The 25161-nt window shown below is 55.9% G+C and carries 40 protein-coding genes; 20 read left to right on the plus strand and 20 right to left on the minus strand.

Annotated features, from left to right (window positions below; translation table 11 throughout):
- The 15 genes from D8V06_RS19560 to D8V06_RS19630 all read right to left on the minus strand — a co-directional run bounded on the left by D8V06_RS19560 (position 1) and on the right by D8V06_RS19630 (position 8220).
- Positions 1-600, minus strand: a complete 600-nt coding sequence (locus D8V06_RS19560) for a hypothetical protein (protein WP_130931609.1) — start codon at positions 598-600, stop codon at positions 1-3.
- A gap of 4 nt (positions 601-604) precedes the next feature.
- Positions 605-1078, minus strand: coding sequence for a phospholipase D-like domain-containing protein (locus tag D8V06_RS19565; protein ID WP_130931610.1), 474 nt, complete (start codon positions 1076-1078; stop codon positions 605-607).
- A gap of 89 nt (positions 1079-1167) precedes the next feature.
- Complete coding sequence (locus D8V06_RS19570; RefSeq protein ID WP_130931611.1) at positions 1168-1512, minus strand: hypothetical protein; 345 nt, start codon at positions 1510-1512, stop codon at positions 1168-1170.
- Positions 1509-1847, minus strand: a complete 339-nt coding sequence (locus D8V06_RS19575) for an MFS transporter (protein WP_130931612.1) — start codon at positions 1845-1847, stop codon at positions 1509-1511. The genes D8V06_RS19570 and D8V06_RS19575 overlap by 4 nt, the downstream gene beginning before the upstream one ends.
- Before the next feature lie 165 nt (positions 1848-2012).
- The gene (locus tag D8V06_RS19580; RefSeq protein ID WP_130931613.1) at positions 2013-2222 is read right to left on the minus strand and encodes a hypothetical protein; all 210 of its coding nucleotides are present in this window, start codon (positions 2220-2222) and stop codon (positions 2013-2015) included.
- 187 nt (positions 2223-2409) lie between these two features.
- On the minus strand, positions 2410-2574 hold the full coding sequence (locus tag D8V06_RS30435) for a hypothetical protein (protein WP_177434456.1): 165 nt from the start codon (positions 2572-2574) through the stop codon (positions 2410-2412).
- A 134-nt stretch (positions 2575-2708) separates the two neighbouring features.
- The gene (locus D8V06_RS19585; RefSeq protein ID WP_130931614.1) at positions 2709-3386 is read right to left on the minus strand and encodes a hypothetical protein; all 678 of its coding nucleotides are present in this window, start codon (positions 3384-3386) and stop codon (positions 2709-2711) included.
- A complete protein-coding gene (locus D8V06_RS19590; RefSeq protein WP_130931615.1) occupies positions 3383-3976 on the minus strand; it encodes a recombination protein NinG in 594 nt (197 codons plus the stop codon). The genes D8V06_RS19585 and D8V06_RS19590 overlap by 4 nt, the downstream gene beginning before the upstream one ends.
- The gene (locus tag D8V06_RS19595) at positions 3976-4374 is read right to left on the minus strand and encodes a recombination protein NinB (RefSeq protein WP_130931616.1); all 399 of its coding nucleotides are present in this window, start codon (positions 4372-4374) and stop codon (positions 3976-3978) included. Before D8V06_RS19595 ends, D8V06_RS19590 begins: the two co-directional genes overlap by 1 nt.
- Positions 4371-4628, minus strand: coding sequence for a hypothetical protein (locus D8V06_RS19600; protein ID WP_130931617.1), 258 nt, complete (start codon positions 4626-4628; stop codon positions 4371-4373). The genes D8V06_RS19595 and D8V06_RS19600 overlap by 4 nt, the downstream gene beginning before the upstream one ends.
- A complete protein-coding gene (locus tag D8V06_RS19605; RefSeq protein WP_130931618.1) occupies positions 4625-5422 on the minus strand; it encodes a hypothetical protein in 798 nt (265 codons plus the stop codon). The genes D8V06_RS19600 and D8V06_RS19605 overlap by 4 nt, the downstream gene beginning before the upstream one ends.
- Positions 5409-6380 carry a phage replication protein gene (locus tag D8V06_RS19610; protein ID WP_130931619.1) on the minus strand — a complete coding sequence of 324 codons (972 nt, stop codon included), beginning with the start codon at positions 6378-6380 and terminating at the stop codon, positions 5409-5411. The genes D8V06_RS19605 and D8V06_RS19610 overlap by 14 nt, the downstream gene beginning before the upstream one ends.
- Before the next feature lies 1 nt (position 6381).
- Positions 6382-7104 carry a Rha family transcriptional regulator gene (locus D8V06_RS19615; protein ID WP_130931644.1) on the minus strand — a complete coding sequence of 241 codons (723 nt, stop codon included), beginning with the start codon at positions 7102-7104 and terminating at the stop codon, positions 6382-6384.
- A 149-nt stretch (positions 7105-7253) separates the two neighbouring features.
- The gene (locus D8V06_RS19625; protein WP_130931620.1) at positions 7254-7676 is read right to left on the minus strand and encodes a phage regulatory CII family protein; all 423 of its coding nucleotides are present in this window, start codon (positions 7674-7676) and stop codon (positions 7254-7256) included.
- A gap of 295 nt (positions 7677-7971) precedes the next feature.
- Positions 7972-8220 (minus strand): Cro/CI family transcriptional regulator, encoded by a 249-nt coding sequence (locus D8V06_RS19630; RefSeq protein ID WP_130931621.1) that lies wholly within the window; start codon positions 8218-8220, stop codon positions 7972-7974.
- A gap of 95 nt (positions 8221-8315) precedes the next feature.
- Here D8V06_RS19630 and D8V06_RS19635 point away from each other — a divergent pair, with 95 nt between their 5' ends.
- The 3 genes from D8V06_RS19635 to D8V06_RS19645 all read left to right on the plus strand — a co-directional run bounded on the left by D8V06_RS19635 (position 8316) and on the right by D8V06_RS19645 (position 10986).
- The gene (locus tag D8V06_RS19635) at positions 8316-9200 is read left to right on the plus strand and encodes a S24 family peptidase (RefSeq protein ID WP_130931622.1); all 885 of its coding nucleotides are present in this window, start codon (positions 8316-8318) and stop codon (positions 9198-9200) included.
- A gap of 117 nt (positions 9201-9317) precedes the next feature.
- Positions 9318-10145 carry a HipA family kinase gene (locus D8V06_RS19640; protein ID WP_130931623.1) on the plus strand — a complete coding sequence of 276 codons (828 nt, stop codon included), beginning with the start codon at positions 9318-9320 and terminating at the stop codon, positions 10143-10145.
- Positions 10146-10155: 10 nt separating this feature from the next.
- Positions 10156-10986, plus strand: a complete 831-nt coding sequence (locus D8V06_RS19645) for a DUF3037 domain-containing protein (protein ID WP_130931624.1) — start codon at positions 10156-10158, stop codon at positions 10984-10986.
- Between the two features lie 49 nt (positions 10987-11035).
- On the opposite strand, the gene D8V06_RS19650 is transcribed toward D8V06_RS19645, so the two are convergent.
- Positions 11036-11347 carry a DUF1654 domain-containing protein gene (locus tag D8V06_RS19650; RefSeq protein ID WP_130931625.1) on the minus strand — a complete coding sequence of 104 codons (312 nt, stop codon included), beginning with the start codon at positions 11345-11347 and terminating at the stop codon, positions 11036-11038.
- A 345-nt stretch (positions 11348-11692) separates the two neighbouring features.
- Between D8V06_RS19650 and D8V06_RS19655 the strand changes: the two genes are divergently transcribed.
- The 9 genes from D8V06_RS19655 to D8V06_RS19695 all read left to right on the plus strand — a co-directional run bounded on the left by D8V06_RS19655 (position 11693) and on the right by D8V06_RS19695 (position 17073).
- On the plus strand, positions 11693-12130 hold the full coding sequence (locus tag D8V06_RS19655) for a hypothetical protein (RefSeq protein WP_130931626.1): 438 nt from the start codon (positions 11693-11695) through the stop codon (positions 12128-12130).
- A gap of 320 nt (positions 12131-12450) precedes the next feature.
- On the plus strand, positions 12451-12873 hold the full coding sequence (locus D8V06_RS19660) for a hypothetical protein (protein WP_130931627.1): 423 nt from the start codon (positions 12451-12453) through the stop codon (positions 12871-12873).
- Positions 12870-13061: a hypothetical protein gene (locus D8V06_RS19665; RefSeq protein WP_130931628.1), complete on the plus strand. Its 192-nt coding sequence runs from the start codon at positions 12870-12872 to the stop codon at positions 13059-13061. The genes D8V06_RS19660 and D8V06_RS19665 overlap by 4 nt, the downstream gene beginning before the upstream one ends.
- Complete coding sequence (locus D8V06_RS19670; RefSeq protein ID WP_130931629.1) at positions 13058-13252, plus strand: hypothetical protein; 195 nt, start codon at positions 13058-13060, stop codon at positions 13250-13252. The genes D8V06_RS19665 and D8V06_RS19670 overlap by 4 nt, the downstream gene beginning before the upstream one ends.
- Positions 13253-13542: 290 nt before the next feature.
- Positions 13543-14346 carry a phage recombination protein Bet gene (gene bet / locus D8V06_RS19675; protein WP_130931645.1) on the plus strand — a complete coding sequence of 268 codons (804 nt, stop codon included), beginning with the start codon at positions 13543-13545 and terminating at the stop codon, positions 14344-14346.
- Positions 14343-15980, plus strand: coding sequence for a YqaJ viral recombinase family protein (locus tag D8V06_RS19680; RefSeq protein WP_130931630.1), 1638 nt, complete (start codon positions 14343-14345; stop codon positions 15978-15980). Before bet ends, D8V06_RS19680 begins: the two co-directional genes overlap by 4 nt.
- On the plus strand, positions 15977-16219 hold the full coding sequence (locus D8V06_RS19685; RefSeq protein ID WP_130931631.1) for a hypothetical protein: 243 nt from the start codon (positions 15977-15979) through the stop codon (positions 16217-16219). Before D8V06_RS19680 ends, D8V06_RS19685 begins: the two co-directional genes overlap by 4 nt.
- The gene (locus tag D8V06_RS19690; protein ID WP_130931632.1) at positions 16216-16680 is read left to right on the plus strand and encodes a hypothetical protein; all 465 of its coding nucleotides are present in this window, start codon (positions 16216-16218) and stop codon (positions 16678-16680) included. The genes D8V06_RS19685 and D8V06_RS19690 overlap by 4 nt, the downstream gene beginning before the upstream one ends.
- 81 nt (positions 16681-16761) lie before the next feature.
- Positions 16762-17073, plus strand: coding sequence for a hypothetical protein (locus tag D8V06_RS19695; protein ID WP_130931633.1), 312 nt, complete (start codon positions 16762-16764; stop codon positions 17071-17073).
- A gap of 1 nt (position 17074) precedes the next feature.
- Here the strand turns inward: D8V06_RS19695 and D8V06_RS19700 are convergent, their stop codons facing one another.
- Positions 17075-17773 carry a hypothetical protein gene (locus D8V06_RS19700; protein ID WP_177434457.1) on the minus strand — a complete coding sequence of 233 codons (699 nt, stop codon included), beginning with the start codon at positions 17771-17773 and terminating at the stop codon, positions 17075-17077.
- Between the two features lie 82 nt (positions 17774-17855).
- On the opposite strand from D8V06_RS19700, the gene D8V06_RS19705 reads away from it, so the two are divergent.
- Positions 17856-18779, plus strand: a complete 924-nt coding sequence (locus D8V06_RS19705; protein ID WP_130931634.1) for a DNA cytosine methyltransferase — start codon at positions 17856-17858, stop codon at positions 18777-18779.
- A gap of 13 nt (positions 18780-18792) precedes the next feature.
- Here D8V06_RS19705 and D8V06_RS19710 read toward each other — a convergent pair whose 3' ends face one another.
- Positions 18793-19455, minus strand: coding sequence for a DUF2971 domain-containing protein (locus D8V06_RS19710; RefSeq protein WP_130931635.1), 663 nt, complete (start codon positions 19453-19455; stop codon positions 18793-18795).
- A 106-nt stretch (positions 19456-19561) separates the two neighbouring features.
- Between D8V06_RS19710 and D8V06_RS19715 the strand changes: the two genes are divergently transcribed.
- Together D8V06_RS19715 and D8V06_RS19720 are read left to right on the plus strand one after the other, a co-directional pair.
- A complete protein-coding gene (locus D8V06_RS19715) occupies positions 19562-20062 on the plus strand; it encodes a DUF4406 domain-containing protein (RefSeq protein ID WP_130931636.1) in 501 nt (166 codons plus the stop codon).
- Positions 20059-20484 (plus strand): hypothetical protein, encoded by a 426-nt coding sequence (locus tag D8V06_RS19720; protein WP_130931637.1) that lies wholly within the window; start codon positions 20059-20061, stop codon positions 20482-20484. The genes D8V06_RS19715 and D8V06_RS19720 overlap by 4 nt, the downstream gene beginning before the upstream one ends.
- A 184-nt stretch (positions 20485-20668) precedes the next feature.
- Here the strand turns inward: D8V06_RS19720 and D8V06_RS19730 are convergent, their stop codons facing one another.
- Entirely contained in the window at positions 20669-20914 is a 246-nt protein-coding gene (locus tag D8V06_RS19730) for a hypothetical protein (RefSeq protein WP_130931639.1), read from the minus strand.
- A gap of 207 nt (positions 20915-21121) precedes the next feature.
- Positions 21122-21352, minus strand: coding sequence for a hypothetical protein (locus D8V06_RS31075; RefSeq protein ID WP_074875461.1), 231 nt, complete (start codon positions 21350-21352; stop codon positions 21122-21124).
- A gap of 82 nt (positions 21353-21434) precedes the next feature.
- Between D8V06_RS31075 and D8V06_RS19740 the strand changes: the two genes are divergently transcribed.
- From D8V06_RS19740 to D8V06_RS19755, 5 genes are all read left to right on the plus strand, one after another.
- Entirely contained in the window at positions 21435-21818 is a 384-nt protein-coding gene (locus tag D8V06_RS19740; protein WP_130931640.1) for a hypothetical protein, read from the plus strand.
- Between the two features lie 73 nt (positions 21819-21891).
- Positions 21892-22458 (plus strand): hypothetical protein, encoded by a 567-nt coding sequence (locus D8V06_RS19745; RefSeq protein ID WP_130908335.1) that lies wholly within the window; start codon positions 21892-21894, stop codon positions 22456-22458.
- A gap of 220 nt (positions 22459-22678) precedes the next feature.
- Positions 22679-23533: a DNA adenine methylase gene (locus D8V06_RS19750; protein WP_130931641.1), complete on the plus strand. Its 855-nt coding sequence runs from the start codon at positions 22679-22681 to the stop codon at positions 23531-23533.
- 45 nt (positions 23534-23578) lie between these two features.
- Positions 23579-23992, plus strand: coding sequence for a hypothetical protein (locus D8V06_RS30905; RefSeq protein ID WP_241667851.1), 414 nt, complete (start codon positions 23579-23581; stop codon positions 23990-23992).
- Positions 23923-25041 (plus strand): tyrosine-type recombinase/integrase, encoded by a 1119-nt coding sequence (locus D8V06_RS19755; protein WP_241667852.1) that lies wholly within the window; start codon positions 23923-23925, stop codon positions 25039-25041. The genes D8V06_RS30905 and D8V06_RS19755 overlap by 70 nt, the downstream gene beginning before the upstream one ends.
- Positions 25042-25161 lie beyond the last annotated feature (120 nt).

Consider the following 25161-nt stretch of genomic DNA (forward strand, 5'->3'; position numbering starts at 1 on the left):
TCAGGCGTCCTTCGATAGTTCGTCCATCAGTTGCGAAAGTTCGTCGGAGTCTTTCGATTGTTCCTTGTCATCAAGGCCGAACGCAGTGCGTTCGAGTACCTGCAGGTTCTTCATGGCCGAGGACAACTGGAAAAGGGTTTTGGCGTTGCTGGGCAGAGCAACCGCTGCGAGCATCGAGCCACGACGGAAACCGCTCTCATCGTCGGCCGTCTCGTCAGCAATGGCGTCTTCGATTTCCTCACGCCGCTTGATCGTAGTGAGCAGATCATCCATCAGCAGGTTCGCAAGGTTCGTGGCTTTGCGAATATCCCGGCGATGACTGCGAACAACCGTCGCGCCCTCTTCCGCTGCCTCTTCGATGATCTCGGCGTCCCGCTCAGGGTTCGCACATTGATCATCGCGAACCTCGCCGCGAACCAGCTTGTTGCGAACCTCCTTGCGTACCTGCTCCGATAGATCTCTCGCCCATCCAAGGACCTTAGCCTTTTTGCGAATGGCGGTATCGCTGACGCCATTACGCTCAGCGATGGTTCGGATGGAAAGCGCACCGGCCCGGTAGGCACGTTCGATCACCTCCCAGTCGGGCTGCTTGGTTGTCATGTACTCATCCTAGTGATTTCGTTGCCTCAAGCTCAAAGAGGCGTTTGAGATATGACTCAAGTTGCACGTGAGCATCGTCACCGATTTTCCCGCTTACCAGATATGAAAGCTCTTCGTTGGTACATAACCCTCCCCTCGTGACATTAGCGGAGCCAACAATAGCGGAATATGAATTGCCTTTTTGCCCGTAATAAATTTTCGAATGGAGATAGATCGGTTTCGGCACATTGAAGTGCTTCAGCCCAGAAACTTTTACCAGGCTCTTGATGCAACTTGGCTCGGTATGCTCCTGATTGGTGTACACCGTTATCTTGGCGCCCCGGCGGATCGCCGCACGAATGTCTCTCAGTAGGAGAGACAAGCCAGTAGCTTTCATCCACCCCGAACAAATCACGATCCGCTCAGACCATGAGATTAATTGCTTCAACTCGTACAGATGCGACTGGGTGTTTTTTTCAACATTGGAAATTAGGCGCAAAGGATAGGCTCCGCATTGACTCGGCCGGCGATATTACGCGTGTTAGATACGTTGCGGCATAAATCGGTGAGTCGCGAAATGTGGGCGGCCTAGTGTTTACGCCGATCAATTCCACCCGGCGTCTTGTCACAGCGCATGCAGCGTTCACAGTTCAGCGTTCGGCACAGCCAGGCTTTCACCCTCTGCCACCAGATGACCATAAAGATATGGCGCAGGCCGGCAAGGGCCAGGGACACGTGCAGGGTCAGCCCTGCGGTCGTCGGTCCGAAGAAGATGTTCTGGTTGCGGGTCATCACAACGAAACCGCTGATAGCGATTGCCGAATAAATGAGCTTGCCGAGGATTCCGTCTCGCACTCGGCCACTCAGCACACACCAGGTCGCCCACAAGGCAATCAAGCCGCAGGCGATGGAGTTGATCAGTTCAAGATTCATGGTGGGTTGCCTCCCCCGAACCGCTGGCGGATGAGCGCCCACAGGTCAGCGGCTTTGATGGCGCGGTTGATGGCTGCGAGAAGTGAACCACCGAAGGTACCCAGCAGGAAGCCGATGCCCGCGACAATTCTCGGCTCGGTCACTCCCAGGTAGGAGCTGACCATGCTCGTCAGGTACCAGGAGCAGGCGACACCGGTAATCAGAAAGATCGCCCAGGCGCGCCAGTCCGTTAGGTCGTCCTTGTGCCACCAGCTGGCAATGACGGCGCCAGTGAAGCCAGCAATCAGCAATCCAAACCTGTCGAGATTGTCGAGCAGGCGCTGCAAGTACTCCATGCGCTCGACTCCGTTGGCATGACTTGAATTAAATCAGCCCCAGCAGCACTCCCAGCTCAGCGCGATGGGTGTGGTGGAGCCGAAAAGAAAAAGCCCCAGCAAATGCTGAGGCTTGGTTGAGATGAGAGTCTGTGGCTCGCGTCGATCGACCTATGAAGCTGTTATCTAATTATTTGAGCGTAACGAATCATCTTCATCAAAATCTTCAGTTTCGTTTGGGTCTTTCCAATCTTCGGGTCTATCACGATCTTGGGCCGCGGGATTCTTAATCGGATCAGTCGATGCTGGGCTGCTAGGTTTTGCCATTGGCTCGTTCGAATCAGGCATCGGTTTAGTCACTGAGCTGTCTTGCCCGTTTTTAGTTTCATTAGCCATACGCACCTCAATCAGTGAGGTCCAGCAATTCTGGGCCATATATATGGGAAACTGGCCATAGATTTCAGTGCTGTCGAATAGACGAACGGAACTGATTTGTTGAGCTGCCGGTGTTGATTCCGTACGTCGCACTATCCGGCTATCGACGTGCAGGCCGTCCCGAAGGCTGCCCTGGCTACAGGTGAAACTACAGATTCTTCTTGTGGATGCGCCAACCCATGGCGACGCCGGGATGCAAATATTCTCCGGTGCGCGGATGACGCGAGAAGTCAGTCTCGCCAACTTGGCGTGCGACCGCCTCCCAAGCCTTTCTAGCGCGCTCCAGCAAATTGCTTTTGGCTTTCAGCTTCATGCGCAGCTCCAGAAGGTTGAATTCGAGGCAATAAAAAACCCGGCGCGGTGGCCGGGTTTCGAAGTTGTCGTGCGCTGGAGGTAAGTTGCGCAGTGTGGGAAAAGTACATCAAATTCCCCACCAAAGCAACACCTTTATGCCGCATCTTCTGAATTTTCTGCGTGAATAACCTGCCACACTGGCTGCTGTGCCTGAATATCCACTTCCTCAATGGCATTTCGCAGGAAATTCCAGATGTCGAGCCAGTCGCGATCCCAGTGCTTGGGCTGGATAGCGATTCCGTACAGCTTCATCATGGCGTTAGACACTCGAGCCGGCCCCCAAGCATCGCCACCGTTTGCTTCAGACTTGTAGGACTGGAGCGCAACGGTGACCAAGCAGTGCACCTTCGCCGCCTTGGCATCGGTGAGCGCGCCGAAGTCAGTATCCGCCCAGATCAGCTTTTCGGCGTTGAGCATATGCACGACGGTCATGCAGGGGTGGTAGAGGTAGTGCCCCAACTGCTGCACTTGAAACGGCAACGACTCGATCGCCTTCTGAACCTTCCCCATGGTCACCAGGTGGGCGGCTCGATGTGTCGACCGTCCAATTGGCGTGCGGCGCGTTTCGGCAATGTGGATCTTCTGTCGCACAGCCTTGATACGCTCTTCTTTGTCTTCACCTTGGGCTGCGAAGATGATTTCGCGCAGCGCGGCCTTCTCCTTCCGGACGACGGTTGCGGATTTTGCCCGGTCAGCCGCTGCAGCACTGATTGAGGCGTTCGACTCATGCTGTGCGTCTGTCCACGCTTGACGTGCGTTGATCAACTTCATGCTACCTGCCCCTTTTTCAGTTCCCGGGTCTTGGCCCGGTATTCGGCCTTGATGGTTTTGATTTCTTCGACGGTGTATTTGCGGGGCTCATGAGGGCCTTCAAGCCATTCAACTTTTTCGGCGCCGATTTCCTGTAGGAGTGAGATTCTGTAGTTCACCAAGTTGCCCGACAGGTGCGTATTGCACGGCGCACACTGCTTCCACACATTGAGCGGCTCAAACCGCAGTTCAGGGTTCGCTCCTACGGATCGGTAATGCCCTGCGTGATATTGGCCTTCGTGGTGGCGACCACAGCTCACGCAGGGGCGATGGGCATCACGCAGGCGGATGTACTCGTTGAACGCTTGCTGAGCCTCGCGCAGGTGGTCAGCCCTGGTCTTCAGCTTTTCCTTGCGCACCTGGATCTCGCGGCGCCCAACCTGGGCCAACGCCTTGCCAGCCTTCGCCTGATTGACCTCCTTTATCGCTAGACCGCACTTGTAGCCACATACCGCCTGCCCGAGTCGCTGCGGAACGAATGAGTCCCCGCACGCTGGGTTCTTGCACTTCTTCGGCTTGGGCGCCTTCGATTCCTTGATGGCTACGCGCATCAGTACCGCCCTCCCCACTTGTCCTGCTCAGTCCAGCGCACGTCATGCTCGGCGCCGAAGGCATGCATCAGCTCGAACAGGGCGCTGAACCACTTCTGAGATTGCTTGCGGGTCGATACCGCCATCACGACGAAACCACCGTCGAGGCCAGGCTCCGCGCGCTGCTTCTCCAGCGAGGCACTGAAAAGACACTTCCAGTCTTCACTGCTCAGCTTCTTGCCGTGCCAGATCACCTGCTCGGATACGTCCTTGAGCATTGCCCACATCTTGCGATTGCAGACGTCCGGGCGTTTCTCGTCCTTGATGACCACGATCTTGGGCTTGGTGAAGTCGGTGGCGTGAAGGACGCCCATGAGGCGGCTGATGTCGCGCTGGCTGCGGATTGCGAACTCGGTCATTGCCCGAACTCCTTGAACAATTGGCGCGCGCCCCTGACGGCACCCTTGTCGCCAGATGTTTTGCTGATATCGGAAAGGAAGTCGCGCAGCCGCTTGTTCTCTGCCAACAGTTCCAACGCCACTTCCTCCACGGTCTTCTCACCGAGAAATTCACCTAGCGCCTCTGCGTTCTGCTTCCAGTTCCCACAGTCAGCCTTCCAGGAAGCGACTTCACTCCACAGCAGTTTCTGGAGTTTCTGTTTGTCGATGGTCACTGCGCCGCCCTCCTTACTTCCAATTGTTCGGCCTGCTGAACCAGCAGCGCACGGCGATCAGCCAGCTCATTTGCTGCCAGGATGCGTAGTTCTGTTTTTTTCTCGGCCGACACTCTCCGCATGGCGAGCATCGAATCCTTCACGGCCGCAAGCTTGGCGCGCAGCTTCGGCGCCGGCCGGGTTACGGTGCCGGTGATCAAACCCGCCAGCGCCCGGCCATCCTCGGTGACTGGCTCGACACTCAGGTCTGCCAGATATTGCTGGGCGCGCTCCTGGGGGATCCGCTGCATCTGCGCGGCCTTGCTGATTGCCTGCACACGGCGATTGGCGTCGAAGCCGACAGACACGTGCCAGTTGACCTGCTTGTTGTCCTCCCGGGCCTGGCCGACCAGACGCTCGTAGGCGCTGTTGAAAGCCATGCGCGCGCCGACCTTATCGCCGGCATCGAGGACAGGTTTCGCGGCCGCCAGCGCCAGTTGAATTTCATCGGTCAGCACCACGGTTTCGAATTCGTCGTTCGAAGTCATGGCGATTGCCCAGGCTTCGTCCTTGCCCGGGCGGCCGTCGGCGGCCTGAACGCGCTGCAGGATGTCGGCCATGGCCAGCTTGCCTTTCACCTCAAAGCGGCAGGCTTTCAGCGCAGCCTTCACGACAGGCACGGAGTAAGCGCACAGGTCTTCAGCCATCATCGCCGCAGTACCTGGGTTCATCTCCTGGCCCATTGCCTCAGCGGTGGCACAGATCGCTGCCGCCAGGCCGGCCACCTGCTGGTCATTCATCTCAAAGGTATTCATTGCGTGCCCCCGCCTGGCGCTTGGCCAGAACCATCTGAGCTGCCTGCTCGGCTGCCGATGCATTTGCCTCGGTGCGCTCCAATTGCCGCGCGGTGGCACCGTTGATGCGCTGACCGGTCACCCACTGGGTGTGATAGCTCTCGGCGTTGGCCAGCAGCTCGTTGAGGCTGTGGCACTTGCGAAGGACGGCGGCATCGCTGGTTTTCAGGAAGTGGGCCGCGACATGATGGGCGACATCAGCGCCGAGGCGGTCAACGAGTTGGCCGAGCTGACCACCGACCTTGGCGTTCCACACCGGCCAGGTGCTGTAGCGCTTGCGGTAAGCCATGGCGTAGTTCGCCCAAGCCTTGAAGGTTTTGCAGGACTGGTCTTTGGGGCCCGGCATGTCGGCGGGAATCTCGACGCGGGGACCGTCGGTGCGATCAACCACCAGCACCAGGTTGCGGGCCGGCTTGTCCGGGCCGTCTTGCAAGTCCTGACTGGTATCCTGATTGGTACCCTGATGATTGGTATCCTGATTTGTCGGAGATTTTTCCGACCCTTGCTCGGATTTTTCTCCGACCTTGCTCGGATTTTTTTCCGAGGTAGATCGGATTTTTTTCCGACCTTTGTTCTCTGGAGGGGTCGGATATTTTTCCGATCCATCAAGCTTCTGATTCCACTCGATCGCCCTCTCGGTCAGGCGGAACAGCGTAATGTTCGAGGTGCTGGAAAGCTCAATCAAACCGGCCTCTTCCAGGGCCTTCAGCATGCGGTAAGCGGTGTCCGGCTTATCGGTGAGCAGCGGCAGCTCCTCGATGATCTTGGCCTTGCTCAGCGCGAAGAAGATCCCATCGTCCGTCTTGATTGGCTTGGTCCAACTCGGGCAGCCATAGACGAAGGCGAACAGCAGGGCCTGCTGGGAGTTCAGCCCCCACTCCAGCGCCTTAACCTGGTTGATCGTGACGGTGAATTGCATATCAGGCCTTCCCGACCATTTTGGCCAGTTCGAGGAAGCGATCGACGTACCAGTGAGGCTGCGTCTCGCGGGGGGATTGAGGATTGGTCAAATTCTTGCCAAAACGAAGGCCCTGCTCAGTCACCGACCAGAAGTCGACTGTCTCCTGCTTGGAGTTTTTGCGCTGCAGCTGCTTGAGAAATCCCTTGGCTGCGAGGGCGCGATTGAACGCCGCCGGCGCGTAGCGAATCCCATGATCTTTCAAGAGGGCTGTGGCCGACTTGGTGGGTATCGAGGAGCCACCGGCAGCATCTGGCGCGGCGTCGACGGCGTAGCCCGGGAGAAACTTCGGGTCCAGGCCGTTGTTCTGGGCGATCTTCGTGAGCATTGCCATCTGGCAAGACGCCGCGGGCTTCAGCAGGCGAGTGAAACACTCCATGATGGCGATCTCGCCGACAACCTTGGTGCCGTTGAGCAGCACCTGTTCGCGTGCGCCCTGCTGTTGTTCCAGTTCCCGCCAACGGCGAATCACCTTCAGGCGCATCGGCGCGCTGTAGCCGGTGAGCAGGCAGTCGGTGTGCTCGCGATCGAGCATGTATTCGACCTGCTCGCGGTTCTGGCCATCCAAATAGATGTGCTCAAAACTGAGTACATCTAATTTCAGTTCTTTCAGCATCGCGGTGATGTCGCGCTTCACGTTGGCGTGCCGCTTACCGGTGACGTTGGCGATCTCGCGGGAAGACATCGTGGTACGCGACACGTTTTCAGAATTCATAAAACGTGTCGCGACATGGTTCGGGGTATTGCTTGAATTGGGTTGGCTCTGCATAATCCGCCTCATTGAGTGGTATCGAATTAGCCGGGGCGCAATCTCGGCTTTTTTGTGCCTGGGATTCAGGCCGCCTTCACCGACGCATCCATCACGTCCAGGCTTTGCCGGACATGGTTGATCTCTTGGCGAATCAAGGATTTTTCGAAGGTGCTGACATGGTCGTCGCCGAGCGCTTCGTGTACGGCGATAGTCAAATCAGCCACTTCCTTGCCGACATTGATCAGCGATTTGGTGAGCGCCTGAGGCTGGGGAGCAGACTTAGCGACCAGGTCGAAACCGAATTCATTTGCGAGCGCCGCTAGAGGTCGCATGTCGCCGGTGTGCAGCAAGATCCCGAACAAGTGCTCCACGGTCAGGTGGTGAGCATCGTTGTCGGGGTTGGCACGCTGGAGCAGGCCAACGTGCGGAACACCCATTTTTGCCGCCAGTGCTTTGGCCTCGTTATCCAGAACAGCGCTTTGACAGGCCCGCAGAAAATCTTCCATTCGTAAAACCTCAAATTTGTTTCCGTGGTGGCGTTACGCCGACAAAGCGATGATCTGGTTATCAACTGATCAGGGACGCATCCATGACCACTCATTCCGAATTACAAGGCGAGATAGCCGCTCTCTGCTGCTTGGTGGTTGCCTTGGCTTCCACCCTTCCCTTGTCGTCCCAACTTCGGCTTTGGCCTACGTTTGAGAGGGTTGCCGGCCCTTTGCGTGATCGACTTGACGGTGATGAGCTGCGGGGTTTTGAGCGCGCAACTGTTTCGCTCGCCTCGAAGCGAAAAGTGGTCTGTTAGGCGGCGGAAAGCGTTTGGCAGATCACAGGGCTGATCTGCGCCCAGGGAAAAGAGGGACACAGGTCTGATCTTTTGATTTGGCCACCGGTCAGTGCCTCGATTTGCAAAGCGCGCTTTGCTGGTACCGCGCGTTCTCCGGAACACCATTGGTTGACAGTGGGGGCTGTTACCCGCAGCAGGCGCGCCAACTCCGCCTGGCTGCCCAGCAAACGGGACGCTTCTTTGGCTGCTTCTGCTGATTTCATGATTTTTCTCCTGGAGACTGGAAGTGAATATAAGGCATTACCTTATCCTCGACAAGCCATTGCCTAACCAATCTGCCGATAGGCTTAATTAGGCAATGCTTACCGGACCAGAACTAGGCGCAGCCATTGAGGCAGCGCGGATCGCCAAGGGCGTATCGAAAAAGAAACTTGCAGACGACTTCCAGGTGAAGCCTCCGTCGATACAGGGCTGGGTGAAAAATGGCCGTATCGACAAGTCGAAACTAATGGACGTTATCGCCTATTTTGAGGACGTTGTTGGGCCTGAACATTGGGGCTTGGATTACCATTTCTCTTTCGGAAGGCCTGCCTCATCTCTCGAATCGACGCCCACCGCAACTCCTGCTGAAGACAATGGTGGCGAGTTCGAAAAGACTCCTGCCCGTATCAAGTCAGCATCAGAGATCGTGCGCAGCATGATCTCCAAGCAAGGAAAAAGGCTTTCTGAAGACGCCCGCAGGCGATTGCTTGAAGTGGCTGAAGCCGAGGATGGCGGTGGCGTGCTTGAGCTCGACTACTATCGCCCCGGTGCCGTGGGCGATGAGGTGTGGATCGCACATTACGACGTTCGCGCGGCAATGGGCGGCGGGCAGATCCCACACGACTACCCCGAGATGTTCCAGGACGTGCGTGTCAGTCCACAGCATTTGCGCGAGATGGGCGTTGAGTTCAAAGAACACTTCCACTTAAAGATGGTGACGGGTTGGGGCCAGTCGATGGCGCCCACGATCAAGCACCGCGACCCGCTACTGGTCGACGTTAGCATCCGGGAATTCGTAGGCGACGGGATCTACATGTTCTCCTGGGAGGGGCATTTGTACATCAAGCGGCTTCAGTGGCTGGGGGATGAGCAAATCAACATGCTCTCGGACAACCCTCGGCATCCGCCGCAAACCATTAGGGCGGAAGACACCTACATTCAGGCACGGGTACTGCTGGTGTGGAATGCTCATCTTTTGTAGCTTCATTAATGCGGAAGGCAGCTTCGTGGTTTGGGCTCACGCAATCCGGACGTTGAATAATTTTGTTATCAATATCAAAGCACCGCAGATTTATCTGCGAACATGACGGAAGGACACATGGATAAGTCAGCTCCCAATTTCGACGATACTGCTGAAGGCGTACCTGCTGAAGCTCGACTTCCCGTTGAGGCTTCCTTTCAGAAAACTCTGCTTCCGGTTGAGGTGATTACTACTCACACCTCCAACTTGGGATCGGCAGACCTCAAAATCATCGTTGAAGGGCGCGACGGCAAACACTATGCAGTCAAGACAGTCGCAGACGGAAACGGTCGGGTTCCCGCCTCCGAGCTATTTTGTTATGAGCTTGCATATAAAGTAGTCATCCCTACTCCGCCCTACTCATTCATAACCATGCCATCAGGTGAGCTGGCATTTGGCTCAGTATGGGAAGGTGGAGTAGTAAATGGTAACAAAGCCATAAACTACCAAACGTTTATTCAAAGCGTACTCGTAGGAGCCACTCCGGTAGCAAATCTGAAACGTTTTTTTAGCCGACTGTACGCATTCGACTTATTCGTAAATAATGTTGACAGACACTGGGGCAATTACCTATGGAGAACAAGTTTTGGCGACTCCATAATTGCTTTAGCATTCGACTTCAGTAGAGCCTGCTTCGAAATTGATCACAAAGGGTTTGAGGCGACTGAGCCCACAACAAACACTCAAATAGTATTTTCGATGCTCAATGTTACAAAAAACTATATACGTAGCGAAGCCGTAGATTGCCTTGAGCAAATAAGAAAAATTACCGCAGAAGATATCTCTGCTATACTTTCGAACTTCCCAACACACTGGATGTCGAAAGCTGATAGGCAAAAGTATATTGAGTGGTGGGAGTCTACCGCTCGAAATGATCGAATTGACGCACTAATGAAATTCTTGTGAGGGTAATAGAATGATTACCTTTAAGTACGCCGTAATAAAGTACATGCCTGACCCGAAGCGCGGGGAGATAGTCAATATAGGGCTGGTAGTTTTTACTGACTCAAAGGTTGACGTTAGAACGTTAAGCGCCTCGGCAAAAGCGAGAATACTGGATGGTACTTCTGAACCCTCGGATCTTGATTCGCTAAGATCCGGGTTGGAGTCTATTGCTAGCTGGGCAAAATCACCCGAGCAAGCTTCTCAATACCTGAGTGCATTTGGCCAGTCCCGAACATATCTTTCAAGCATAGATGTTTTCATAATCGATGACATACACCAGTATGAGCGCAGAGTTTCCAACCTCTTTAACGAATTAGTTAAACCTTTTTCATCTAAAGAAAGGGTACACAGAAATTCACGCCTTAGCACTTACCTTAAAAACACATTCGAACGAATGGAAATTTTAGGTAAAGACTCTGACGATTTGAGCAAGCATAAAATAATCCACAATTATCAGCTAAGTGATAAAACAGGATTTTCAGCTGATTTTCTTTTGAAAAATGGCCGATTCCACATTACTGAAGCTATTGACTTCAATGTAAACGATACCAATTCAAAATTCAAAGAAACAACCATGAAAGTAATGACATTCATGGAAGGTAGAAAAGCCTTAGGCGAAGATTCGGCAAGGTATTTTGTGTACTCCGCCTCCCCTAGCAAAGAAAAAGAAGTAGTTGCACACCTAAACCTTGCGGAAGAATATAGCGACAAGCTTTTTAATATCGAATCCAAAGAAGAGAAAACCAGTTACTTTACCTTAATGTCTGAATTGGTAGGCGCTGGCTCTCTCCAACTACACTGACTCATCTACTAAATAAAAGCCCGCCACTGAGCGGGCTTTTTACTGCCTGTCAGAAAGGCGCTGGTTCTTCGACTTCCTCCGCAACCTCCACAGGCCGATCTTCTACCGCGCTCGCTTCCCACCTCAGCGTCACCGACTCATCGTCGTTGAACGTCATGTCAATGCCGTCTGTTTCAGACAGCAAGCCCATCACCTCCTCCCATTCCCGATCGCCATCAGTGTCCAGGCGGTGAATCGTCACCCAGCGCTGAATCTGCGCAACGGGGTGATTGATCATTTCCGAAACGCGCAGCCCTAGCCGCTCAATCCCGCTCACCTCCAGCCGCTCTGCCGGCTTTTCTTGTTTATTCGTTTTTGCCATTCTCGCCCCCTAAATACTGGATATACATACAGCATTAGCAAAGCTTATCCCAGCGATGCCAAATTGCATATCTGGAAATGAACCTTTCTTGACGGGCAAAAAACTTGAAAATAATTAGGCATTACCTATTTACAGGATATTAGGCATTGGCTTATCTTCACTCCATCGTCACCGAGCACTCTACAGGGACCGGCAGCGAAGGGCCTCAACAGGCCCGCCGCTCTTTAACAGTCAGGAATCTTCGCGGATCGATCCCCGGCAACGGGCACAGCGCGAAACACAAATTTCGATCTCCATGCAGGCTCTGGAACCTGCCGAATTCCCCATATGGGAGGACGCTAAACCATGCAAGCCAGCCGGCGAAGAACACCGAACACGAAATGTGTGACGCCGGCTAGGTGGGGAAACCGCGGCGCCGCGCATGGAATGGAAAACAGATTTCACTGGCTGGCCTTGGCGACAGGGCCAGACGGGAAATCAACCGAGGACACTGACATGCAATGTGAATGCTACGGACGCGTGAAGGGGCTGATCGAGACACGGATTAGAGAGCAAATGCCTGAAGGCTCTCACGGCTTGGACTTCGATTTTCCGTCTATCCGTATGGGCCTCACCGACAAAGGCTTGGTAACCATGCCGGTCTTTGACATCAAGGGTGAATACCAAGCGCCGAAAAAGGCTGGTGGATTCCGAAAGGTAAAGATCGATACCTACATCGCCTCGACTTTCTGCCCTTTCTGCGGCGTGAAATGCAAGGCAGATGAGACTGCATCAGCAGCATAACCAACCAGCGCCACGTCAGTCTGACTGTAACTGCCCGAAGCCCTGGTACTCCCCAGCACCAGGCCGCATCGGAGTGTGATCTGAATCCTGCCGCCAAGCAGCACAGCTTCCATCCAGCGAGATCCGGAGGAATGAACTCGGATCGATGCAGGGATTGGCTCCTGCCAGATCGCACCCCGATGCGGATGATTCTGCACCGCGCAATGCGGCCCCCTGCATCGCTTATCTGAAAAGTGGAGCGCGCCTAATGGCCCACGGTCCATATGTTTAAAACGGATGGGCGGCCCTCGCCTACTCCACCTCGCCCTCTGGAGGCGGTCATGAACCCATTACAGCTTGCTCAATTGAGACTTGAACGTCGCCTGCCGCCTCCAGTGAGCGAAAGCCCGCAAGATGACGCTCGGGCGGAGTGGATTTACAACGCGGCTGAAGAGTTGCTGCGCGGCAACAATGTGTCCTTTCAGCGCCGAATGCATGCTCCACAGGGCGTGACTGCTGAGGAGTTCGCCTTGGCAGTGGATGAATACGTGAACAACCGACTTGCTGACAGTGAGGTTCATACACCGGCGCTCGGTTGGCTGCTGATCACAGCAGCGAATGGGAGCTCGGACAAGACCGCTGTAGCGGAACTGCTCGGCAACAGCGACCACCCGCTGGGCAAGCTTGGCGAGATCGCCGAAACCCTTCTGGAGCCGCTCGCAGATGATGCGCTGATCGCCCAGTCCGAGGACGCTGAACTATGAGCCCGCATATCGCCATAGATCAGTCGCTGGAAACCCTTGAGCATCATGGCAACTGGGAAATCGACGACAGCCTCACCGAGGGACTGATCGTCCGACACTTCACTGCTGGTGATATCACCGCCGAAGAGTTCCACCACTACAGCGCTCGCCTGCTGAAGATCAGTCGAAAGCGCATGGAGGCTGCATGAGTACACCACTCGTGAAATCGCTCATCGACGAGCAGTTGGACGACATCGAGCGAAAAATCGCTCTGCTCGGTTTCGGTCTTCCCTTCAACGAGGTGATCGGGCGTCAGCGTGAAGACCTGGTCGCCAATCTACCCCAACGCTTGGCGCCGACCATGAAAGGCGGACGAATCGCCGTGAGGGTTCGACCATGAAGCTTACCTACTGGGCTCTTGCAACCCTGCTTGTTTCCGCGATTGCCATTTACACCGAAGCGCGTAATTCGTCTGGCGTGTGCCAGGTACCGCACTCGACCACCTACCGGGTGTTTCGATGACCAGCCGCCAATGGACGCGCCGCGTTTTGATCTGGCGCGGATCGTTCTCGGCAATCACCACCCTCTCCTTTCTGATGTTGCTCAGCGCTCTGGCTGATCGCGTCACTCAATAACCCACACCTTCAAACGCTGCGTACATCGCGGCAAGGATTCCCCATGTCCGCAGTAATGAAACAGGTCGACCAAGAGCCGGCCATGTCCGAGTCAGCACTTGTCGAGGTTTTGAGTGGCAGCCTGTACCCGGGAGCTGCTCGTAACTCGGTCGTAATGGTCTTGGCCTACTGCCAGGCCGCGCACTTGGACCCGATGCTGAAGCCGGTTCACATCGTTCCGGTCTACCAAAAGGGCCGCGGCATGGTCGACGTGGTAATGCCGGGGATCGGCCTTTACCGCATTCAGGCAGCAAGAACCGGGCAATACGCCGGCATCAGCGACCCTGAGTTCGGGCCATCGGTTACCACGAAGCTGGCAGGTGTCGAAGTCACGTATCCGGAATGGTGCCGGGTCACGGTGAAGCGGCAGATGTCGAACGGGCTTGTTGCCGAGTTCACCGCAAGCGAGCGCTGGATGGAGAACTATGCAACGGCCGGAAAAGACACCGTCGCGCCGAATGCCATGTGGAAGCGCCGGGCTTTTGCCCAGCTCGCCAAATGCGCCGAAGCTCAGGCTCTGCGCAAAGCATTCCCCGAAGTCGGATCAGCCCCAACCGCCGACGAAATGGAAGGCAAGTCCTTCGAGGAAGCGGCGCGCGACATTAGCCCCCTGCAGCAAGCTCAGCCCGAGCCGGAAGCATTGCCCACCTACCAGGACGACCTGCTCGACGAGAACCTCATTAAATGGCAGCCGTTGATTGATGCGGGCCGTACCAGTCCCGAACACCTGATCGCGACCATCAGCAGCAAGTACACGCTGAGCGACGCGCAAAAAGAAAAAATCGCCAACCTGAAAGCCCTCGACGGAGATCAAGCATGAAAATTCATAACGTAGCTCAAGGCTCCGCCGAGTGGCATGCCCTGCGCAGCCAGCACTTCACCGCATCCGAAGCGCCAGCAATGATGGGCGCCTCGAAGTATCAAACCCGCACCGATCTGCTGACGTTGAAGAAGACCGGCCTTGCACCGGAGGTTACTCCATCGCAGCAGCACATCTTCGACAAAGGCCACGCAACCGAAGCGCTGGCCCGGCCATTGGTCGAGGCGATGATTGGCGAAGAGCTGTACCCGGTCGTTGGGACATCGGGCAACATGCTCGCCTCGATGGACGGCGCGACGATGCTCGGCGAGACGTTGTTCGAGCATAAGCTCTGGAACGAATCGTTGGTCGCCCAGGTGCGCGCCGAAGACTTGTCCCCTCACTACTATTGGCAGCTTGAGCAGCAGCTGCTGGTGAGCGGCGCCGAGCGCGTGATCTTCGTGTGCTCTGACGGCACCGCCGAAAACTTCGTCAGCATGGAATATCGCCCGGTCGCCGGTCGTGCTGGTCAGTTGGTCGAAGGCTGGAAACAGTTCGAGGCCGATCTTTCCCGCCACGAAGTGGCGGACGCCCCTTCAATCGTTGTCGGCAAGGCTCCGGACGAGTTGCCAGCGCTGCGCATCGAGCTGACCGGCATGGTCACCGCCAGCAACCTGAAAGTGTTCGAGCAGTCGGCTCTGGCCGTCATCGACTCCGTGAAAACCACGCTGACAACCGATCAAGACTTCGCGGACGCGAAAAAAGCCGTGAAGTGGTGCGGAGACGTTGAGGATGCTGTCACGGCGGCAAAGAAACAGGCGCTCTCGCAAACCCAGACCATCGACGAGCTGTTCTGCTCGCTGGACCGCATCAGCAAGCACGCCCGGGAAACACGCCTGAAGGTCGACAAGTTGGTGAAGGCTCAGGAGCTTCTGGTAAAGACCAATATCAAGCAGAAAGCCGAACAGGCGCTGACTGATCACATCACAGCGATTAACAAGACCCTGGGCAACGTTACCCTGCCAACGGTGGCCGCAGACTTCGCGGGCGCCATGAAGAACAAGCGCACCATTGCCAGCCTGCAGGATGCGGTCGATACCGAGCTGGCCCGGGCAAAAATCGACGCCAGCCAAACCGCCGACGGCATCCGCCTGAACCTCGAAAGCCTGCGCACACTGGCAGCTGATCACGCGTTCCTCTTCGTAGACGCTCAGCAACTGGTCATAAAAGCCAATGACGACCTGGTCGCGCTGATCAAGGTTCGAATCGCAGAGCACAAGAAGGACGAGGAAGCGAAAGCCGAAGCACAGCGCGAGCGCATTCGGAAAGAAGAACTGCAACGAATCGAGGATGAGGCCAAGGCGAAGCAAGTCATCGAGTCTGTCGCTGAGCCCGCCCCGGTTGTGACTCCAGCTCCAATCAAATCCGCATCGGCAGCACAAACGACACCCCAGTCGGTAACCGCATCAACGCATCAGGCGCTGACTCTTCAGGCCGAAGTATTCGACCTATTAGATCTGGTCAAAGCTGTGGCCTATGGGCAGGCGCCTATCTCCGTGCTGACCGTCAATTGGGAAGCGCTTGATGCGATGGTGGCTGACCAGGGCCAAAACCTCAGCATGGCCGGCGTGAGGCTGGTTAAGGCGGCCGCATGATCAGCCTCAACCTCAACGCAGTTCGAGCAAAACAAACGGAGTCAGACCGAATCGAGGCTGCGGTAGCGGACTTCTTGACTCGCCCCGGCGGCAACTATCAGGACCTACCAACCGCGCGGATGAAGCCTAAGCCTGCGCGACGCGACTGGATAGACCCTGAAACGGTCCTCAAGCGACGGCCGAAGCCGATATCGGCCGCTGAGCGCAAGGCACTTCGCAAAATGGCGGACTCGCTATGAAGTCGAAACGCAAACCCAACAACAGCTTCGCCCGGGCAGAACGTAGCTGCCGGGCGTTGCTACGGACCAATCACGTCGCCGTGGTGAATATCGATCCCAGCGGCGCGCAGATCATGGCGAACTGGAAGAGTTGCCGGCAGATCCGAAGTCTGGCCATCGCCAACGCCCTCTTCGACTTCTCCTACAGATGGACAATTTACCTCAGCGCCATGTGTCGCGACGAACGCGGCACCGAGTATGTGAAGTCGGTGGAGATCTCACCGGAGGGCATCTACAAGGTCGAGCGCCTGACCGATGCCATCGAACATTACTACTTGGAGCTGCGCAACAGCTGTAACCCAAACCACATAATCGCGTCAGGCTGGATCGCCATACCGGACGAGATTTCGATGGATGAGGCTCAGGCCGCGAAGCTGTTCTATGCCGCAGGCGCCTGGCATCAAGTGAAGGTCGCAGCGTGAGAAAAATCAATAACCAGGTGCGCCAGCGCCGACGACAGACATGGCTGGATATACCGGCCCACGGAATTGAAGAGGCAGGCCATGGCCAAGAGTAACGCGGAAAGGTCAGCGAAAGCCGCGGCGAAGAAGAAGAGCCGCGGCGAAGAGGAAATCAGGCTGCACTGCCTGCCCGGTACGCGCCAAGCCCTCGCTGAGCTGATGGCCTGGAGCGGCCTCGAGGAACAGGGCGAGGCCATTACACTGATGATTCATCATCTGCACGGCCTCGGCCCGGGCGGCGCCCTCCCCCTGCTCACTCCTCCGCGACACGAATACGTGACACCCGAAAACGTGTCGGCAAGATTGCTTATCGCGTACAAACGCGAGGAGTTGCGCATTCGCAATGAGGAATGACTCAGCTTAAAAACTCAATCAATTTGGTGCCCAATGGTGTTGCTCTTCCAGCCAGCATTGAATCAACCCCCATCGTTGTTCCAAGGCTATCAGTGGTAACCAGGCCGCGCTGATAGAGGTCTTTCCATATTGGGGTGTAAAGCGAGCTCTGATTAATCAGCTCTGGAATCGAGTACTCAATGACTTGGGTAAGTCCCCCCATATACCAATTTGCTGGAACTTCCCTCCCCTGTTTGGCGATCCATGCCCTTGGATCACGAAACAAATGCAGCAACTTGATGTGAGTCACCGTGCAAGCGTCCACGAAGCCCAGGAACAACTGGCGATAATCGTCTGATGGACAGCTCGGTAGTGCAGAGTTTTTTACAGCATTGCGTAAAGCTTCAAGCTTTTCTGCCTCATGATTTCGAAGAGATATTGAGCAAACTTCAGCTACCGTGCTGATGAAGGCTTCGTTCTCCCGTAACCCCTCCTCAGTGACCACTCCTTTTTCGATGAGCTCATTCATGACCTCACCGATCCGGATCATTGTTTCGGTTCGACGCTTGTTCAGCGGGGACTCCAGAACGGAATTAAAAATCTCCACCAAAGGCCCCCCGACGACAGGTAATGCACTTATCCCGATGCGTGCCAATCGGTTTACTTTTTCGCTGTCAGGCTCAAGATCCGGATCAAGGCCTTCCAAATCGACTTGCTTCATTGCTGCTCCCTATCCGGCCCCATGCCGGGCCGAACACAAATACCCCACTTCAACGAATCACGCCAGTCGGCGAGGATCCCCTATGCAATCAGCAATCGACTTGTTCTCCGGCTTCGGCGGATGGACAAAGGGCGGCCGCAATGCCGGCCTCAATGTTCTCTGGGCTGCGAACCATTGGCCTGAGGCCGTCGAGTGGCATACCCGCAACAATCCGGACACCATCCACACGTGCCAGGACCTGCACCAGGCTGACTGGTCGGAAGTGCCGAAGCATGACTTGATGCTCGCGTCCCCATGCTGCCAGGGTCACACGAAAGCCCGCGGCTTGGCGCAGGCTGACCCAAAGCGAGACAACTCTCGATCGACAGCTTGGGCGCCGGTTGGCAACGCCGAAATCAATCGACCTGATTTCGCCGTTATCGAGAACGTACCCGAGTTCATGGACTGGATTCTGTACCCAGCCTGGGCGGATGCAATGCAGCGCCTGGGATATGCCTTGGCACCCCACATCGTCGACTGCGCCGACCTTGGCGTGCCGCAGCACCGTGTGCGCCTGTTCATGGTTTGCTCTCGCAGCAGGGCGCCATTGCACTTGCAGCTTCCGCGCTATCAGCACGTGTCCGCCAGACAGATCATCGATTTCGACGCCGGCAACTGGTCGCCCATCGAGAAGCCTGGCCGCGCGACCTCGACGCTGATCCGGGTAGAGAATGGGCGCAAGCGCTTCGGCGACCGATTCGTGATGCCCTATTACGGATCGGGTTCAGGCCTCACCGGGCGTAGCCTTGATCGGCCGATTGGCACCATCACTACCCTGGACCGATGGGCCGTGGTGGATGGCGACAAGATGCGGATGATCACCGCTGATGAGGCCATGGCGGCCCAATCCTTTCCAAAAAACACTCTGAGACCCGACAACCACCGACTGACTATGCACATGACCGGCAACGCGGTGCCGCCTCTCGCTGGACAACGGATCCTCGAAGCGCTTAAGGCAGCAGCCTAATCTGGAGTTTCGACTACTTCCACAAAGACTCATTTTCGTTTCGGACCATGCGAAATGATCCAAAAGCGGGACGCACTTTAAAGCAAGTGACGCCTTCAGATATATCGCCCAGCGCATCGGCGAGCTGAGCCCTAGTTATTTTAGAATTAAACCCGACTTGAACTTCTACCAAGGTCATATCGGTATCAAACTCCCTGAAGTAGCATTCACCGATCTTTGACTCAAGTCTTACGAACACCCTCGCCTCATCCTCATATGCCCAATGTGAGTATTTGGTAGAAAGAACCTTTTGCATCCACTCCTCTGCAAAGTCTGGATGTGTAGGAAAGCTAGCTTCGCTAATTCTCTCTGCGATGTATTGAATATCCATCAATAAATCAGATCGTACGTCAAACCCTAAGCAAATCCCTTTGTTTCTGTCGGCGTAGTGCGCCCATTGAACAGGGCTCTGACTTGAATTGCTGAAGCAAAGAATTCCAAATCGTTTGTCAAAAATGCTTTTAGCAATATTAAACAAAGATCTGACCTTTTTATTCTGGATGTTATTACTTAGAAGCTCGAAAGGATCATTCAGCCCAATAAGAGTTGATATCTTCAATCTTCGATTTTGTAAGTTCAGCAAACCAAATTCATTGTCGATGAAGTGATATACGCGACGCGTATTTAATTCAGTCATGCCACCCCCCCACGCCTAATGGAATTCCACCTCGGAAGATAGCACTTACGCTGGCACATCATAACTACCCCCCACCGCCCGGGCATGACCCGGCATAGGACGCCCCATGCCCACAGAAAACATCCGCACGGTCGTCACCGAGTCCCTGATCGGGATGATCGCAGCCATAACAGCCACGACGCCGCCGGCGAACGAGCCGATGCCGCCTTTCATTCAAGGCCCAATTGATCGAGCTGTTGACCGCATTAGCGCAGTGGTTGCGCCTGGCGTCACCTTGAAGGTTGCCCGCGCCAAACGCATGTACTTGGCCGAACCCATGACTGGCTTGAAGGACTTCAACTATCCGGCCTTCAACGCCGCGGCCGACGCGCTCCGCGCCCAGGGCTATCAAGTAGAGAACCCGGCGGACCATGGCATCGTCGAGGGTGCGCAATGGGCCGACTACATGGCCTATGACCTGACACGCCTTGGACTGTGCGGTGTGATCGCCCTGCTACCGGGATGGGAAAGATCGGAGGGAGCGAAACTCGAAGTCCAAATTGCACACCGCCTCGGCATGACGGTTGTGAATGCCCATGATCTGGTATCTATGGAGATTGCAGGATGAACACCAAGACGTTGAAAGCGTTTGCGGTTGTCGGTGAGGGGTATGGCGATACGCCGGAACAGCTGGAAGTTGCGGCAACCGATGGCGTGCAATTGGCCGTGTTCGCGACCAGCCCTGCGGCTACTGACCGAATCGAATTTCAGGGAGAAGAGGTTCGCGAGGTGGTGATCGTACCCGCCGCCGACTTCAACCGGGTCACCGCCGAGCGTGACGCCCTGCAGCTGCGCCTGAACGCAGCGGATGAACGAACTGACGAACTTTCGGGCATGTTGCAGGAGCTTATCGATAATCCGTTTCGGTTTACCGAAACTTTCCGCACACGTATCGCCGCTGCACTCAACCCGAAAGAGATTGAGCGAGACCAGGGAATTCCAGGCACCTCTTTCCAACGTCTGAACACGCTGGCCAACCAGGGCGAATGAACATGAAGCGGTACTTCCGTCGTAAGTTCGAAGCCTGGCTGATCTTGCTGGCAGCGAAAATCCTGATTGACCGCAACGTCCAGCGCGCCGTCGTCGTCTCTCGCCGCGACAACAACGACATGTGGGGAATGGCTGAGCAACGAAGCCATCGCCAAGCGAATCAACATAAGCTACCGATGAATGCTCACTTTTCCGAAGTCAGCGAGCCGTCATTAGGTCGACCGTCAAGAGCTGGCATCGGGTCGATCTGGATGCCCTTCGCTGCGCTTATCCAAGCTGTGTAGGCGGAGCTTTGTCGTGCGAGCGCCTCTTCCCAATGACTTCCTGAGAGCTCACCGGCGACCACCAACATCATCAGCTTGGTCGTCGCAGCGTCGAGCTCAACAAGAAGAACATGTGATTGGAATCTAAAGTCGTCTTTGGGAATCATGGCAGTGCTCGATTTGCTGGACTTCGGTAAGGGCTGTTTGTGTCGACCTAGTTCTCCCTGTCCGAATTCTGGCACAAAAAACTATACATAGAGCCACTGCTTGTACAATTTTTCCTAGTCAAGTTTGATGGAGTACATCTGTACTCCACCCACAAATCTACTCCCTCCCCCCTTCAAAGTCAGCCGCAATAGCGGCAAGGACGGCATCTACGGCACGAATTGACCTAGGCTTTCGCGAGCAGTTGGGATCGCATACTCAAGCAGCTCTAAAGGGACATCCTGTTCGAAAAAAGTCACCTCAAAGCGCAGCGTTTCGTCATTCCTGAATATCTCAAAGACCATATCGTTGCCGCGCCAGCACTCGATCCCCAAGCCGTCATGCCCATTTGTCACGTGTGAGGCGGTAAAAAACTTGTATTCGACTCCGTGTACGACCACATCGCACCTCCCAATCTGAGGTGGCAACGATACAACTCCGCTGAACGAATTTGAAAGCCGCTATAGCGGCAAGGACGAAGTCATGCCTGAAGAAAACACCCCACGCGACGAAACCTGGTCAGCCGATAACGAGATGTTCAACTGCGACAGCCTCAACGAACTGCTCAACGAGAACGACGAGCTGGCCGTCGGCGACACCGTATGGAAGGGAGAGAAATTTCCGGTCAACATCACCGGTTATGTCGACGCCAGCGATGTCATCGAAATGCTCGGCGAGCGCGCCTATGACGATGTCGGTGAAGTAGCTGAGGACTGGCCAGACGTATCTGCCGATGCTCGCCAGGAACTGGATGCGGTCTTGGCCGCATGGGTCAGCAGGCATTGCAACGCTACATTCTACCGAGTGCGCAACGTTGTCGAATACACGCTCACCGTCGAGGATCTGGCGGAGCAGGTGACGCCATGATCCTGAAATGCATGGCCCTCTGCGCCCTCTTCTTCTGGCTTCCATTGGCCCTGACCATAAAGGCGGTGATCGGATGATTATCGATGACGTAATGACGGACAAAATCACCCTGCACGGCCTGGGCTTCGTGCAAGTTCAGCTCCAGGGCAACCAACGGCTGCATGTTTGGCATCCCGAGCTTCCGCGCCGCGCTTGCTTCGAGCATTCCGCAATTCATGACCACCGCTTCGACTTCGTGTCGCGCGTGCTTGTGGGAACGCAGATCAACCATGTCTATGCCTATCAGAAAAAGCATGACGGCGAATTCATGCTGTACCTGCATGAGGGAAAGCGAACGGCCAATGGTGGACGCCCTTGGACCCCGGACGGCTGCGCCGACTTCAATCTGGTCGCCTCGTTTGATGTACCGGCCGGCAAGGATTACGACAGCACCGCGTACGTCTACCACCGCACAGAGCCTGGCGGTGATGGCCGGGTAGCTACGATCATGCGAAAGACTGGTGAATGGCAGGCCGGCGCCCACTCAACCTGCCGCGTTGGCGTCGAGCCAGACACGGACTTCGACCGCTTCCAGTGGTCGCCATCGCAACTCTGGGAGGTCGTCAGCGATGTGCTGCTCGGCCAGAAGGTTACGCCATGATCGCCCTCGCCTGGTTCGCCTACGTGTACTGCTACAAGGGGCCGCGGCGGTAAGAGCTCACCTCGCCAGTCACCTCAGGGGAGAAAGCGTGTACGCAACTGGCGAGGCGAACGAATAAACCATAGTTCACCTTTCAGCCTACCCCACACCCCTCATCCGATACCCATCATGGACCTACCAGCCTGCCGCTCAACGGCAGGCGCGCACTTGGAATAAACTCATGACCATCACCGCCCCGGTCATCCGCTACCACGGCGCCAAGTTCCGACTCGCGCCGTGGGTTCTTCAACACTTTCCGCCCCATACCTGCTACGTCGAATCGTTCGGTGGCGCAGCCGGGGTGTTGATGCAAAAGCCCCGGTCCTATGCCGAGGTGTACAACGACCTGGACGGCGACATCGTGAACCTTTTCCGTGTCCTTCAGGATCCGACCTCGCGATCGGGACTCACCGAACGATTGGTCTTCACGCCCTACTCCCGAGAAGAGTTCGAGCTTTCCTGGGAGCCGAGCGCCGAACCAATCGAACGAGCCCGGCGAACTATCATCCGCGCCCAGATGGGCTTTGGCTCCGCCGGCGCCACGAAGGGCGTCACAGGCTTTCGAATCGACACGAAACGCCAGTACGGCACAGCCCAGTCTCTTTGGGCGGCATACCCAGAACAACTCGCTGAAGTCGGCCAGCGCCTGAGCGGCGTGCTGATCGAGAACAGGCCGGCGATCGAGGTTATCAGGGCGCATGACGGCCCCCAGACGCTTCACTACGTTGACCCGCCCTATGTGCATGACACCCGGTACAAGGGTGCGTCGAGCGGCCGATATTACAAACATGAAATGGATGATTCAGCCCACCATGAGCTGCTCAGCGCATTGCTCGAGCTAGAAGGAATGGTCGTGCTGTCGGGATATCCCAGCGCGCTGTATTCCGAGATGCTGCCAGGCTGGGCCTGTTACAGCACATCAGCACGTATCAGCGCCGCGCGCGGTACCGCGAGTCGCACCGAATGCATCTGGCTGAGCCCCGCCTGTGTCGACCAAGTCAGCCAGATCGGACTGGACCTCGAGCAAAGAGCCTAACCCTATCCCAACCTTCTGCCGCCACGCGCGGCATGGAGCACACACATGGCAAATGCCACAGCGGCAAAGGCTACGAGCATTCCGCCCCGGTTCATCCGGTTCATGGATGCACCCGGCTATCTCGGCATGTGCCGGGACGAATTCAACAAAACGGTCAGGCCGAACGTGCGCGAGTTTCCCATTGGAAAACAGGGCGTGGCGTTCGATCGGATCGATCTGGACGAGTGGGCGGACGCCTACATCGAGAGCAAGGCGATTGAAAAGGCAGCCAATCAGGACAACAATCGCCCTCGCAGCGAGCGCCAGGGTGAACCCAAAGGAGGTAAACCATGGCGAGAAAAGCGATCTCCGGTCTCTACCAGAAAGGTGGAGTCTGGCAAATCGACAAAGTGTTCCGAGGTGAGCGACTTCGAGAAAGCACTGGCACTAGTGACCGGCAAGAAGCAGAGCAGTATCTGATCCATCGGCTGGAGCAGCTTCGGCAGCAGAAGGTATATGGAGTGCGCCGCACCCGCACCTGGGAGGAAGCGGCGACGCGTTTCCTGATTGAGAACAAGGATCAGCCCTCGATCAAGCTGACGGCGCATCACCTGACACACCTGCACCCGTATCTCAAGGATCTGCCATTGACGCACATTGATGACCAGGCGCTTGAGCCGTTCGTGAGGGATCGTTTGAAGGGAATGAGGTTGCCGTGCGGGAAGCAGCTAAAGCCGGTAGCTCCACGAACGATCAACATCTCGATCGAGCGGGTGATTCGGGTTCTTTCGCTTTGCGCAAGGAAGTGGCGGGATGAAGAACGCAGGCCCTGGCTCGATTCCGTGCCTATGCTCGCCAAGCTGGACTTGAAGAAAAAGGTTCGCGAGCCCTACCCCATGACTTGGGAAGAGCAATCGATCTTGTTCGGAGAGTTGCCGGCTCACCTGCAGACCATGGCCTTGTTCAAGGTGAACACGGGTTGTCGCGAGCAGGAGGTCTGCAAATTGAGGTGGGATTGGGAGATCCCGGTGCCGGAATTGGGTACCAGTGTGTTTCTGATCCCATCCGACTTCGGGGGCAGAAACGAACGGTCAGGTGTAAAAAACGGTGATGAGCGGTTGGTCGTACTGAACAGCGTGGCGAAATCTGTCATTGATAAGCAACGAGGCCTGAGCAAGGAATGGGTGTTTCCTTACAAAGGCAGCGCCATGCATCGAATGAACGACTCGGCTTGGAAGAAGGCGCGGGTGAGAGCGGCGAAACTCTGGCAGGAGGAAAACCTTCGCCCCGCTCACCCAGGGTATGCATCCATCAGGGTGCATGATTTGAAGCATACGTTTGGCCGTCGCCTTCGGGCGGCAGGTGTCACTCAGGAAGACCGCAAGGCCTTGCTGGGGCACAAGAACGGCAGCATCACCAGTCATTACTCCGGCGCTGAGCTCGGGCATCTGATTGAAGCCGCCAATATGGTATCAGCAACCGACTCGCGGGGACCGGTGCTGACGATCTTGAAAAGGAAAACGGGATGAAGTCCCGAAAAACTCCCCACCAATGAAAAAGCCCAACTGGTTAGAGTTGGGCTAAGTCATTGAATAATATGGTCGGGACGGAGTGATTCGAACACTCGACCCCTAGCACCCCATGCTAGT

The sequence above is a fragment of the Pseudomonas sp. Sample_24 genome, from assembly GCF_004307605.1.
Classification (GTDB): Bacteria; Pseudomonadota; Gammaproteobacteria; order Pseudomonadales; family Pseudomonadaceae; genus Aquipseudomonas.